The 12,504-nt window shown below is 65.1% G+C and carries 11 protein-coding genes; 9 read left to right on the top strand and 2 right to left on the bottom strand.

The window, feature by feature from the left end:
* Nucleotides 1-46: 46 nt before the first annotated feature.
* Nucleotides 47-1,786, bottom strand: coding sequence for a tetratricopeptide repeat protein (locus tag HUS66_RS03990; protein WP_175069666.1), 1,740 nt, complete (start codon nt 1,784-1,786; stop codon nt 47-49).
* 232 nt (nt 1,787-2,018) lie between these two features.
* Between HUS66_RS03990 and hemA the strand changes: the two genes are divergently transcribed.
* From hemA to HUS66_RS03960, 6 genes are all read left to right on the top strand, one after another.
* Nucleotides 2,019-3,296 carry a glutamyl-tRNA reductase gene (gene hemA, locus HUS66_RS03985; RefSeq protein WP_175069665.1) on the top strand — a complete coding sequence of 426 codons (1,278 nt, stop codon included), beginning with the start codon at nt 2,019-2,021 and terminating at the stop codon, nt 3,294-3,296.
* Nucleotides 3,297-3,321: 25 nt separating this feature from the next.
* A complete protein-coding gene (gene prfA / locus HUS66_RS03980) occupies nt 3,322-4,410 on the top strand; it encodes a peptide chain release factor 1 (protein ID WP_175069664.1) in 1,089 nt (362 codons plus the stop codon).
* 20 nt (nt 4,411-4,430) lie between these two features.
* On the top strand, nt 4,431-5,270 hold the full coding sequence (prmC, locus tag HUS66_RS03975) for a peptide chain release factor N(5)-glutamine methyltransferase (RefSeq protein WP_175069814.1): 840 nt from the start codon (nt 4,431-4,433) through the stop codon (nt 5,268-5,270).
* Between the two features lie 239 nt (nt 5,271-5,509).
* Nucleotides 5,510-6,010: an Lrp/AsnC ligand binding domain-containing protein gene (locus HUS66_RS03970; RefSeq protein ID WP_175069663.1), complete on the top strand. Its 501-nt coding sequence runs from the start codon at nt 5,510-5,512 to the stop codon at nt 6,008-6,010.
* A 157-nt stretch (nt 6,011-6,167) separates the two neighbouring features.
* The gene (locus HUS66_RS03965; RefSeq protein ID WP_175069813.1) at nt 6,168-6,932 is read left to right on the top strand and encodes a HesA/MoeB/ThiF family protein; all 765 of its coding nucleotides are present in this window, start codon (nt 6,168-6,170) and stop codon (nt 6,930-6,932) included.
* A gap of 3 nt (nt 6,933-6,935) precedes the next feature.
* Nucleotides 6,936-7,856, top strand: coding sequence for a LysR family transcriptional regulator (locus HUS66_RS03960; protein WP_175069662.1), 921 nt, complete (start codon nt 6,936-6,938; stop codon nt 7,854-7,856).
* A gap of 157 nt (nt 7,857-8,013) precedes the next feature.
* Here the strand turns inward: HUS66_RS03960 and HUS66_RS03955 are convergent, their stop codons facing one another.
* Nucleotides 8,014-9,366, bottom strand: coding sequence for an aspartate aminotransferase family protein (locus HUS66_RS03955; RefSeq protein ID WP_175069661.1), 1,353 nt, complete (start codon nt 9,364-9,366; stop codon nt 8,014-8,016).
* Nucleotides 9,367-9,581: 215 nt separating this feature from the next.
* Here HUS66_RS03955 and HUS66_RS03950 point away from each other — a divergent pair, with 215 nt between their 5' ends.
* Genes HUS66_RS03950 through HUS66_RS03940 form a run of 3 tightly spaced genes read left to right on the top strand, consistent with a single transcriptional unit; the run spans nt 9,582 to nt 12,453 of the window.
* Nucleotides 9,582-10,733 (top strand): ABC transporter ATP-binding protein, encoded by a 1,152-nt coding sequence (locus HUS66_RS03950; protein WP_175069660.1) that lies wholly within the window; start codon nt 9,582-9,584, stop codon nt 10,731-10,733.
* Nucleotides 10,730-11,653 (top strand): ABC transporter permease, encoded by a 924-nt coding sequence (locus tag HUS66_RS03945; protein WP_175069659.1) that lies wholly within the window; start codon nt 10,730-10,732, stop codon nt 11,651-11,653. Before HUS66_RS03950 ends, HUS66_RS03945 begins: the two co-directional genes overlap by 4 nt.
* On the top strand, nt 11,650-12,453 hold the full coding sequence (locus HUS66_RS03940; RefSeq protein ID WP_175069658.1) for an ABC transporter permease: 804 nt from the start codon (nt 11,650-11,652) through the stop codon (nt 12,451-12,453). Before HUS66_RS03945 ends, HUS66_RS03940 begins: the two co-directional genes overlap by 4 nt.
* Nucleotides 12,454-12,504: the final 51 nt, after the last annotated feature.

Here is a 12,504-nt window from a genome sequence, read left to right as displayed (position 1 = left end):
CAAAGGTGTCGGCCAGGGTAACGGGGGCGATGTTTCCGCCGGCCCCTCAGGGGGCCAGGGCGGGGATGCGCTCTATCAGCTCGGTGAGCTTGGGGTGGTCTTCGAAGCGGGCCAGGCCACGCTCGACCAGACGACGAGCTTCGGCGCTTCGCTCAAGCGACCAGAGTACCTCGGCCAGGTGGGCGGCGATTTCCTGATCCGGCATCATCGCGAAGGCCTGCTCGAGATAGGGCAGGGCGCGAGCATTCTCGCCGTGCTTGTGCAGAACCCAGCCAAGACTATCGAGGATGGCCGGGTTGTCGGGCGCCAGGCGATGGGCCCGCTCGATCAACTCATAGGCTTCATCGAAGCGGTTGGTCATGTCAGCCAGGGTAAAGCCCAGCGCATTCAAGGCCATGGCGTTGTCAGGACGGCGTTCGATCAGCGTGCGCAGATCAGCCTCCATGCCGTCCAGGTCCCCGGCGTTGAATTTACGCATCGCTTGCAGATATAGCAGGCCGTTGTCGCTGGGGTGGCGGTCACGAGCCTCGGCGAGCACCTTGTCGGCAGCGTCGCGCTCACCCACCTGATCAAGCAGCTCGACCTCGAGGGACGCAATATCGGCGGCCTGGTCGTCATGGCGCAGCCGCTCGAGTCGTAGGAAATCCAGGGCATCGGCCAAGCGGTCCGCATCGATCAACATGCGCGCCGCCTGCAGGCGGGCGCTAAGAAACTGATCGCCCTCTGGTACCTGGCGGTAATAGAGGAGGGCATTGTCGATCTCGCCTTGCTGCGCGGCAATGCCGCCCAGCAGCAAGAAGGCGGCTGGGGGCGTGGCGTCGTCGTCAATCAGCGGCAGCAGCAGGCGACGGGCCGGAGCCGGTTGGCGGGCTTCGAGGAATAGGCGGGCCAGCCCCAGGCGCAGTTCCGGCTGCTCGTCTTGTTGGGCCAGGAGGCGATCGGTCTGGCGCTCTGCGGCGTCGACTTGGCCCAATGCCAGCTCGCTTCGGGCCAGCAGCAGCAGGAAGCGCGTATCGTCGGGAGAGGTCTCCAGGCCACGCCGGGCGTCACTGCGCGCAGCAGTCGGATTCCCTCGTTGCATGGCAATGCGTGCGCGGGTCAGCCACAGGGCGGGGAGCTCGGGATGGGTGCGGGCCAGGTCGGCAAGCCGTGCGTCGGCTCGCTCGGCGTCGCCACCGGCGGCTTCGAGCAGGGCGGTGGCCAGCACGGCGTCGTAAGCGTAGGGGGCATTGCCATCGGCCACCAGCAGGTGGCGGCGCAAGCGAATGGCCAGTGGCTGTGGATCAGCCCCCTGAGTCAGCGCCTGTTCGGCGAAGCTTGCAAGCTCCCCCGGCTCGCCTTGCGCAACCAGTGTCAGCCGTGAGTCCAAGGCGGCCTGCCAATCACCGCGCTGCTGGGCAAGGCTCGCCAGCAGGCGCAGCGGGGCCTCTGCGTCGGGAGCACGCTGATGCCAGCGGCGGGCCGCGGTCTCGAACAGCTTCGGCTGCTGGCTGAAACGGGCCGCCAAGGTGGCGCGCTCGCTCAGCGCGGCGGAATCATAGCGCTCGGCGGCGTCGAGATACCCTTGGGCGGCGCGTTCATACTGGCCGCGACGACCGGCCAGCTCTGCCACCAACAGGGTCTTGAGCCCCTGAGCATCCAGGCCCTTCGTGACCGGTGGCGCTCCCCGCATGGGGTCGTCAATGCCGGGATCGTTGGCATCTGAGGTCATCGGCATGCCCTGGCAAGCCGAAAGCAGCGCGAGGGTCGCCGTGATGAGGGCCGTCTTGAGCAGGCGTGCGCGCATGGTCGTCTCGTCAAGGGAATCAGCGTTCAGCATAACGGCTTGCCGGGCAAGGGCAAAGCCATGGGGGCGTGTCCCCAGGGTGGGCTGTGATAGAATTGCGATCTTCGGACGATCCGGCGACCACTTCCCAGGCGTTGATACAGGTGTCAGGCAGGCTATCCTGCTGTCGCGCTGCGCCTCGTGGCGTGCGCCGTGATTCGCACCCACCCCCTTGAGCGAAGACTCTGATTGCATGACGCTTTTGGCCCTTGGCATCAACCATAAGACAGCAGCGGTCGAGGTGCGCGAGCAAGTCGCCTTTACCCCGGCGCAGTTGGAAGCGGCTCTGACCGAGCTAAGCGCTCTGGCCGAAGTGCACGAAGCCGCGCTGCTGTCGACCTGCAATCGCACCGAACTCTATTGCGTGATCGAGCGCGATGGTGAGGCGGCGATCCTTGAATGGCTGAGCCGCTTTCATGCGCTCAGCGTCGAGCAGCTGTCGGCGGCGGCCTACCATTATCTGGACGGTGACGCTGCGCGCCACCTGATGCGGGTGGCCGTGGGGCTGGACTCCATGGTGCTCGGCGAGCCGCAGATCCTCGGCCAGCTCAAAGATGCCTACCAGGTGGCGCGCAGCCACCAGGGGCTGGGCGGTGAGCTCGAACGGCTATTTCAGCACACCTTCGCGGTCGCCAAGCAGGTGCGCACCGAGACGGGCATCGGCGAAAACCCGGTGTCGGTGGCCTATGCCGCGGTGAGCATGGCCAGTCGCATCTTCGATGACCTCAAGCGCTCCACGGCGCTGTTGATCGGCGCCGGTGAAACCATCGAGCTGGTCGCCCGTCACCTGCAGGAGGCAGGGGTGCGAACCCTGATCGTGGCCAACCGCACCCGTGAGCGGGCTGCGCAATTGGCGGGATCCTTCGGTGGCGAGGCGATCTCTCTCAACGAGATTCCCGATGCCCTGGCCCGTGCCGACATCGTTATTTCGTCCACTGCGGCGCCGCTGCCGATTCTCGGCAAGGGCATGGTCGAGCGAGCGATCAAGATGCGCCGTCACCGGCCGGTGTTCATGGTCGATATCGCCGTGCCCCGTGACATTGAACCGCAGGTCGGCGAACTGGATGATGTCTTCCTTTATACCGTCGATGACCTTCAGGAGGTTATCGAAGAGAACCGCCGTCATCGCCAAGTGGCTGCCGATCAGGCTGAAGTGCTGATCGAGCACGGTGTGGGTAGTTGGCAGCATGAGCGTCGGGTGCGCGGCGCCGGCGACCTGATTCGCCGCTACCGTGCTCAGGGCGAGCAGATGCGTGCCGAGTCCGAGGAACAGGCGCTGGCGCAGCTGGCCCGCGGCGACGACCCGGAGAAGGTCGTCGCACGCCTGGCCCGTCAGCTTACCAACAAGCTCATGCATGCTCCCACTCTTGGTCTGCGCGAGGCCTCCGGGGCCGAGCGCCAGGATCTGATCGAAGCCGCCGAGGCACTGCTTTTCGACGCCGAGCGCCGTCCTCAGGATCCACCTCGATGACCGGCACCAGACAACAGGACCCTTCATGAAAGCCACATTGCGTCAGCGCCTGGATACCTTTGCCGAGCGCTTCGAGGAACTCTCGGCCCTGCTGGCCGAGCCCGACGTCATCGCCGACCAGCCGCGCTTCCGCGACTATTCCCGGGAATATGCCGAACTCGAAGAGCTGGTGGCCACCTGGCAGGAATTCCGCGGCACCGAGGGCAATGTCGAGGCTGCCCAGGCCCTGCTCGAGGATAGCGATGCCGAGATGCGCGAGCTGGCCGAGCTAGAGCAGGCCGAGGGCCAGCAGCGGTTGGCTGCCCTCGAAGAGTCGCTCAAGCGGCTGCTGGTGCCCAAGGACCCGGATGACGGTCGCAGTGTCTATCTGGAAGTCCGAGCCGGCACCGGCGGTGATGAGGCTGCACTGTTTGCCGGCGACCTGTTTCGCATGTATTCCCGCTATGCCGAGAAGCACGGCTGGAAGGTCGAAGTGGTCAGTGCCAGTCACGGTGAGCAGGGGGGGTACAAGGAGCTGATCTCGCGCGTCAAGGGCGAGGGCGTCTATGCCCGGCTCAAGTTCGAATCCGGCGCGCACCGTGTGCAGCGGGTGCCGGCGACCGAATCCCAGGGGCGGATTCATACTTCGGCCTGTACCGTGGCGGTGATGCCGGAGGCCGACCAGGTCGGTGATATCGACATCAACACTAACGACTTGCGTGTCGATACCTTCCGCTCCAGCGGTGCTGGCGGCCAGCATGTCAACACCACCGATTCGGCGATCCGCATCACTCACCTGCCAAGCGGCGTGGTGGTCGAGTGTCAGGAAGAGCGTAGCCAACACAAGAACCGCGCCAAGGCCATGTCACTGCTGGCCGCGCGTCTCAAGCAGAGCGCTCAAGAGAATCAGCAGCGCGAGCAGGCCGATACGCGTCGCTCGCTGGTGGGCTCCGGGGATCGCAGCGAGCGCATTCGCACTTATAATTTTCCCCAGGGGCGTGTCACCGATCACCGCATCAATCTGACACTCTATAAGCTTAACGAGGTGATGACCGGCGAGCTTGGCGAGATCATCGAGCCCCTGCTGCACGAGTATCAGGCCGAGCAGCTCGCTGCCCTGCAGCAGGAAGCCTGATGGGCCAAGGAGACAGCCTGATGCGCCTCGACCTGCTATTGGCGCGTGCCGCCCAGCGCCTCAAGGTAGCCGCTTCGCCGAGCCCAAGGCTGGATGCCGAGGTGCTGCTGTGTGACGTGCTCGGTGTCAGCCGTGCCTGGCTCTATACCTGGGGCGATCGCGACGCCGAGCCTGGTGTGCGGGCGCGCTTCGAGGCCCTCGTCGCGGCGAGGGCGCAGGGCAGGCCGGTGGCTCACCTGACCGGTGAACGAGAGTTCTGGGGGCTGACCCTCAAGACTTCTGATGCCACCCTCATTCCGCGCCCCGATACCGAATGCCTGGTCGAGGCGGCGCTCGCTCGTGGCGCCGCCGAGAGTGGCAAGCTAGTGGATCTCGGCACCGGCACCGGTGCCATCGCGCTGGCGTTCGCCAGTGAGCGCCCCGGCTGGCAGGTGACCGGCGTCGACCTGTCGCCGCAGGCCGTCGCCCTGGCCGCAGACAACGCCGCCCGTCTGGGGCTGTCGCGGGTTCGCTTCCTCGTGAGCGACTGGTTTGCCGCCCTTGGGGGTGAGCGCTTTTCGCTGGTGGTAGCCAACCCGCCTTACCTTGCCGACGATGACCCCCATCTCGCGCTGGGGGACGTGCGTTTCGAACCTCGCTCGGCGCTGGTGGCCGGCGATGAGGGGCTGGCTGACCTCCACTGGCTGGTGGCCAAGGCGCGCGATCATCTCGTCCCGGGCGGCTGGCTTTTGCTCGAGCATGGTCTCGAACAGGGTGCGGCGGTGCGTCAGGCGCTCAAGGAGGCGGGCTATTCAGATGCCGTGACCCTTCAGGACCTGGGGTCGCGCGACCGGGTGAGCCTGGGGCGCTGGTTCGCATAAGCTCGCTAGAAAAGAGCGTTGGCGCTGCGGCTCGCGCCGCCTAGAGCGGATATGGTACTTGTATGGGAAACATGGGGGAAAATGGCGAACCTCGCTGACAAGCCGGCATCTGGCCCGACCAATCACTGAGGTTTTCGTTGATTCCCCCTGCCAACAACTATGAAAGCCATGATGCGCAGGCGATCCGGCGGTGATGCCTCAGACGGCGCCTGTGTATTGAGCTTGGACACTGGATGACCATGAAAGCCAAGACCCGCTCGCTTGACCGTATCGATCTAAAAATCCTGCGCGTTCTCCAGGACAATGCCCGCATTTCCTATGTCGACCTGGCCGCTCAGGTGGGACTTTCCACCACGCCCTGCCTGGAGCGCGTCAAACGCTTGGAGCGCTCGGGCATCATCCGCGGCTACAAGGCGGTGCTCGACCCCAAGGCCCTGAAGGCCAAGCTGCTGGTGTTCGTCGAGATCAGTCTCGAGAGCCAGTCGCCGGCGGTGTTCGACGAGTTCCGGCGTGCCGTGCGCAAGCTGCCGCAAGTCCAGGAATGCCATCTGGTCTCGGGGCAGTTCGACTATATCCTCAAGTGCCGTATTCCTGAGATGTCGGCCTATCGCCAGTTGCTTGGCGAGGTAGTGCTGACGCTGCCCGGCGTCAAGGAGTCGAAGAGCTATGTGGTCATGGAAGAGGTCAAGGAAGAATTTACCCTGCATGTCCCGGACGTCGAGCAGCTCGAAGAGTACTGAGTGAGAAGAGTACTGAGTGAAGAGTATCGAGTAAGAGTAGTGAGTAAGAGTCGTGAGTAAGAGTAGTGAGCGTTGGCGCCGGCTGACCGGTGCTGGCCGGTAACAAAGCAGGGCCTGAGATCAGGACCTGAGAAAAAGGCCCAGAAGATACGTGACGATGGACGACCAGGCGTTGCTGCGCTACAGCCGCCAGATCATGCTTGAATCGATCGAGATAGAAGGGCAAGAGCGCCTTCTTGCAAGCCATGCGCTGGTGATCGGCGCCGGCGGGCTAGGCTCGCCGGTGGCGCTTTACCTGGCAGCCTCGGGAGTCGGCCGCTTGACGCTTGCTGACGATGACGCGGTCGAGCTTTCCAACCTGCAGCGCCAGATTGCCCACGGCCAGGCGGACATCGGCCGGCTCAAGGCCGAATCGGCTCGCGATGCTGCGCTGGCGCTCAATCCTGATTGCCGGATCACCGCCATCACCGAGCGCCTCGATGGCGAGGCGTTGGCGCGCGCCGTCGAGGCAGCGGATCTGGTGCTCGACTGCACCGATCGCTTTGCCTCCCGCTATGCCATCAATGCCGCCTGCCTAGCGGCGGGGCGGCCGCTGGTCTCCGGTGCAGCGATTCGTTTCGGGGGGCAGCTCGCGGTCTTCGACCCTCGTGAGCTGGAAAGCCCCTGCTATGCCTGCCTCTATCCGCCCGGAACGCCGGGGGAGGACGAGGAACTGCGCTGCGCCGAGAACGGTGTGGTGGCACCGTTGGTGGGGCTGATCGGCAGCTTCCAGGCGCTGGAAGCGGTCAAGCTGCTCAGCGGTGCCGGTAGCGCTCATCAAGGGCTTGCTACCTTCGATGGCCTCACAGGTGAATGGCGCCGCTTCCGCGTGCCCCGCGATCCGGGTTGCCCGGTTTGCGGGCAGCGCTGCGATCAGGACTAAACCATGGCTGAGCACGCAGCGCCGCCGCTTGGGCGGGTCAGCGATTTCGAGGTGCGTCTGATACGCGTGTTCAAGGCGGTCGTCGAGTGCGGCGGCTTCACCGCTGCCGAGGGCCAGCTGGGTATATCCCGCTCGGCGATCAGCCTGCATATGAGTGATCTCGAGAAACGGCTGGGGCTGCGCCTGTGTCAGCGCGGACGCGGCGGTTTTGCGCTCACCGAGGAGGGCCGCCAGGTCTATCGGGCCGGGTTAGCCCTGCTGGCTTCCCTGGAGACCTTCCGCACTGAAGTCAACGGCCTGCACCGTACCCTGCGCGGCGAGCTCAATATCGGCATCACTGATAACTTGGTCAGCCTGCCGCAGATGCGTATCACCCATGCCCTGTCCGCCCTCAAGGCTCAGGGGCCAGAGGTGGTGGTCAATATCTATATGGAAGCACCGGACAGCATCGCCCAGGGGGTCCTCGACGCCCGGCTGCATATCGGTGTGGTGCCCGAGGTCAACCTGCTGGCGAGCCTCGAGGCGCGCCCGCTCTACGATGAGGCCTCAGGGCTTTATTGCGCCGATACCCACCCGCTCTTCGCCGTCCCCGATGCCGATCTGGCGACGGCGCAGCTCGCCGGCTTCGAGGCGGTAGTCCCCGGCTACCCGTTGCCGGACGCGGCGCGGGCGGCCCATGCCCCGCTCACAGGTACCGCCACCGCCAGTGATCGCGAGGGCGCGGCATTCATGATTCTCACCGGGGCCTACCTTGGCTATCTGCCCGATCATCTGGCCGCCCACTGGGTCGCCGCCGGGCGGCTTCGGGAGCTCGACCTGCCTGGCTGTCGCTTCAGCACCCCTTTTGTCACCATTACCCGCCGCGACCGGCGCCCCCATCGGGTCCTCGAAGCCTTTATCGACGAGCTGGCCAATCAGTCCTGAGAGGGCGAGATCAGCGACAACGGCCGACCCCGAAGGGCCGGCCGTTGTTGATCCCCAGGCTATCGGGAGTTGATCCCGAAGAGCTGGTTAGCTGCCGGAAGGGAAGTTGAACTCGGCGCGAGTGGTTTCGAAGGAAGGGATAGAGAGCGCGGGGCGCTCAGGCCAGGGTGTCGAGAGTGGTAGCCACGGCATCGAATAGTCGCTCGAGCTCGTCTTCCGTGGTTGAGAACGGAGGGCCGAACTGCAGGGTGTCGCCGCCGAAGCGGACATAGAAGCCTGCTTCCCACAGCGCCAGGTGGGCATCCCGCGGGCGGATCGACGGGTCGCCGTTGCGGGGTGCAAGCTGGATGGCACCCGCCAGGCCGTAGTTGCGGATGTCGACCACGTGACGCTGCCCGCGCAGCGCATGCAGCTTGTTTTCGAAAGCCGGGGCAATGGAGCGGACCTGAGCGGGGAAGTCCTCGCGCTCGAACAGCTCCAGCGCCGCCAGGCCCGCGGCACAGGCCACCGGGTGGCCGCTGTAGGTGTAGCCGTGGGGGAACTCGATAGCGTGGGCCGGTGCGGTGCCGTCCATGAAGGCTGAGAAGACCTCGTGAGAGGCGATCACCGCGCCCATCGGTACGGCACCGTTGGTCAATTGCTTGGCCACGTTCATAATGTCCGGCGTGACGCCAAAGGCCTCGGCACCGGTGCGAGCGCCACAGCGTCCGAAAGCGGTGATTACCTCGTCGAAGATCAAGAGGATGTCGTGGGCGTCGCAGATCGCTCGCAGTCGCTCCAGATAGCCCTTGGGCGGCACGATCACGCCGGCGGAGCCGGACATCGGCTCGACGATCACCGCGGCGATAGTGGAGGCGTCGTGCAGGGCGATCTGGTCGAGCAGGGCATCAGCCAGTTCCCAGCCGGTCTCGGCCTGGCCGCGGGTGAAGGCCAGGCCTTGTTGCAGGGTGTGCGGCAGGTGACTGACGTCGAGCAATGGGCCGAAGTGCTTGCGATTGGCGCCGATTCCCCCGAGGCTGGTGCCGCCGATGTTGACGCCGTGATAGCCCTTGGCGCGACCGATCAGCCGCGTCTTCTCGGGGTGCCCCTTGATACGCCAGTAGGCCTTGGCCATCTTCACCGAGGTGTCGGCGGCCTCGGAGCCGGAGTTGGTGAAGAAGACGTGGTCGAGGCCGGCCGGCGTCAGCTCGGCGACCTTGTCGGCCAGCGCGAAAGCCAGCGGATGGCCGACCTGAAAGCCAGGGGCGAAGTCGAGGCTGCTCAGCTGGCGCGACACGGCGTTCTTGATCTCGGTGCGATTATGGCCGGCACCGCAGGTCCACAGGCCGGACAGGGAGTCGAACAGCCGGCGCCCCTTGGCATCGATGAAGTAGCGTCCTTCGGCGCCGGTCACCATCCGCGGATGTTCGCGGAAATCGCGGTTGGCGGTATAGGGCATCCAGAAGGCGGACGACAGGGTGTTGGGAGCCGAGGTACTGGTGGGGTCGGTCTCAATGTCGGAATGCAGCATGGGGCCTCCTGGCCAGGCGCTGGGAGTGTGTCCATAGCATGGCGCGGCCAGCACGTATGAAAAATCCAACTTTACTCACACCAAGGTGAGTAAAATATGGCGTAACGGCGGCAAGGCGCCTGTCCCTATTGGTCCCGGCGGCACAGTTCTATAGACTGCGCGACCGGCCATGATCCGGTCGGCGAAGGCCGGCATGCGACAAGACGAGGAGAGCGATGAGCGAGACCAGTACGGCGAGTGCCCGGCCCCGCCAGGACCTGACCAATCGAGCCCCGGCGGCCGCTCGCCCCGAGGCGGCCATCGCCCTTGAGGGCCTGCACAAGCGTTTCGGTTCCGACGCCGTGGCGCTGGACGGCGTCGATCTTACGATCCGCGAAGGGGAGTTCTTCACGCTGCTCGGCCCCTCGGGCTGTGGCAAGACGACCCTTTTGCGCATTCTCGCCGGGCTCGAGTCGCCGGATGCCGGTCGCCTGACCCTTGGCGGGCGCGATATCACCCAGGTGCCGGCGCACCAGCGCAGCGTCAACACCGTCTTCCAGTCCTATGCGCTCTTTCCGCATCTGTCGGTGCGCGACAACCTGGCCTTTGGGCTGCGTATGCAGGGCGTCTCCAAGCCCGAGCGGGAGTCTCGGGTTGCCGAGATTGCCCGCTTCATCCAGCTCGGTGGGCTGATCGAACGCCGGGTGGATCAGCTCTCGGGCGGTCAGCGTCAGCGCATCGCTCTGGCACGCGCCCTGGTCTGTGAGCCGGACGTGCTGCTGCTCGACGAGCCGCTGTCGGCCCTGGATGCTGGGCTGCGCGGCCAGCTTCAGGTCGAGCTCAAGCGCGTTCAGGCGCGCCTGGGCATGACCTTCCTGTTCGTTACCCACGATCAGCAGGAAGCCATGGTCATGTCGGACCGCATCGCCGTGCTCGATGGGGGCAGCATCCAGCAGGTGGGCTCGCCTAAAGAAATCTACGAGCGGCCGGCGAATGCTTTCGTCGCCCGCTTCATGGGCCACGACAATCTCTTCCCGATCCTTGCCCGGGATGGCGTGCGGCTCAACACCGGACTGGGGGCACTGACGGTCGAGCCACCGGAGGCCGAGCTATCAGAGACATCGGACGAGGACTCGTTGCTGCTGATCCGCCCCGAAACGGTAGACTTGCGGCCATTGGATCAGGCCGGCGCCAACTGCCTGCCGGCACGCGTTACCGACTGCCTGTATCGAGGCAGCCACGCCGAATACCGTCTGGCGGTAGGCGATGCCGAGCTGCAGGCGATGATCAATAATCGGGGGCGACAGTTGCCAAGCGTAGGGGATCGCGTCTGCGTATCGGTAGCGGCCGAGGATCTGGTGACGCTGGCTGACGAGGGGGGCACATGAGCGGGCCCGGCGTTTTGGCGGCTCCCGGTGGGCGCAGGGCCCTTGGCGAGACCCGCCACCTGCTGCTGACCGTAGCACCGGGAGTGCTCTGGCTGCTGATATTCTTGGTGCTGCCCGGCATCTACCTGATGGGCGTGGCCTTCATGACCAATGGCCCCTATGGACAGCCGCAGATGCCGCTGACGCTGGATGCCTTCGAGCGGCTGGCCGGCTACGGCATTCTGGGCTGGAGTCCGGCCAATCTCTACACCCTGCTGCGCTCGCTGGCTCAGACCCTGATCGCGACCCTGTTGGTGGTGGCGATCAGCTATCCGCTGGCCTACCACATCAGTACCGCCAAGGCGCGCTGGCGGCCGGTGATGCTGCTGGCACTAGTGGTACCGTCCTGGACCAATCAGGTGATTCGCACCTTCGGCTGGATGAACTTGCTGGCGCCAGGCACGCCGCTGGCGGGATTGGCCGAGTCGCTGAACCTGATACCGTCCAACATGGGGCTTTATCCGTCGAATATTGCGGTGACCCTGGGGCTTGTCTATAACTTTTTGCCGTTCATGGTGCTGCCGCTCTATGCCGCCTTCGAGAAGCTCGATATCTCTCAGGTGGAGGCGGCGCAGGACCTCTACGCCTCGCCGCTGCGCACCTTTCGGCATGCGGTCTTCCCTCAGACTCTGCCTGGGCTGCTGGCCGGCGTCGTGCTGGTGGCGATTCCCGCCTTCGGCATGTACGTCGTCTCGGAGCTACTGGGCGGGGGCAAGCACATGCTGCTCGGCAACCTGGTGGCGCGGCAGTTCGGCGGGGGCGCCAACTGGCCGCTGGGTGCCGCCGGCGCGATCCTGATGTTGCTGGCGACCTTCGCCGGACTCTACGTGATGAGGCGGCTGGGTCGGCGCTTGGGCGGTGGCGATGAGGTGGTGATATGACCCGCCATGGACTGCATAGAGGCTTGCGGGTTTTCTGGTGGCTGACGCTCTTGTTTCTCTATCTGCCACTGGCGGTGGTGGTGCTTTACTCCTTCAACGCCTCTAACAGTGCCGCCCATTTTACCGGTGTCTCGCTGCGCTGGTATTACCGGCTGATGGGCAATGAGGCGCTGCTCGCGGCACTGGGTAACAGCCTGCTGCTGGCGGTGGTGTCTTCACTGATTGCACTGCTGCTGGGTAGCCTGGTCGGCTATGGCATGTTCCACCATCGCTGGCGACGCTTGGGATGGCTGGTGGTGCTGATTTATCTGCCGCTGGTGCTGCCGGATATCGTCTTCGGCATCGCCGAAATGGCCTTCTTCGTGCAGGTGGAGCGCCTCACCGGCTGGCTGTCGCCGGGGCTTGGCACCATGGTCATCGCCCATGTGTCGTTTCAGATCCCCTTCGTGGCGCTGATCGTCTATTCACGGCTGGTGGGCCTCGACCCAAGTCTGTTCGAAGCGGCCAAGGACCTCTATGCCTCACCCTGGCAGCGGGCCCGCCATTTTCTGGTGCCGACCCTGAGGCCCGCGTTGATCTCAGGGGCCTTTCTGTCATTCACCCTGTCGCTGGATGATTTCGTGATCAGCTTTTTCACCGCAGGCCCCGAGAGCGCGACGCTGCCGATCTATATTTGGGGAGCGATCCGCAAGGGGGTCTCGCCGGAGATCAATGCCATTGCCACGCTGATGATCGCTGCCGTCGTGTTGGTCGCCGTGGCCAGCCTGCTGCTGGGCCGCCAGCGTGCGGGGCGTGGCTAGCGAGCCAGGGCTATTCCACGCCACGACCGCTAGGGGCCGGCGGCCATGGCC

Source organism: Onishia taeanensis (assembly GCF_013349955.1).
In the GTDB taxonomy this organism is placed as follows: Bacteria; Pseudomonadota; Gammaproteobacteria; order Pseudomonadales; family Halomonadaceae; genus Onishia; species Onishia taeanensis_B.
This window is presented reverse-complemented; position numbering and strand designations above follow the sequence as displayed.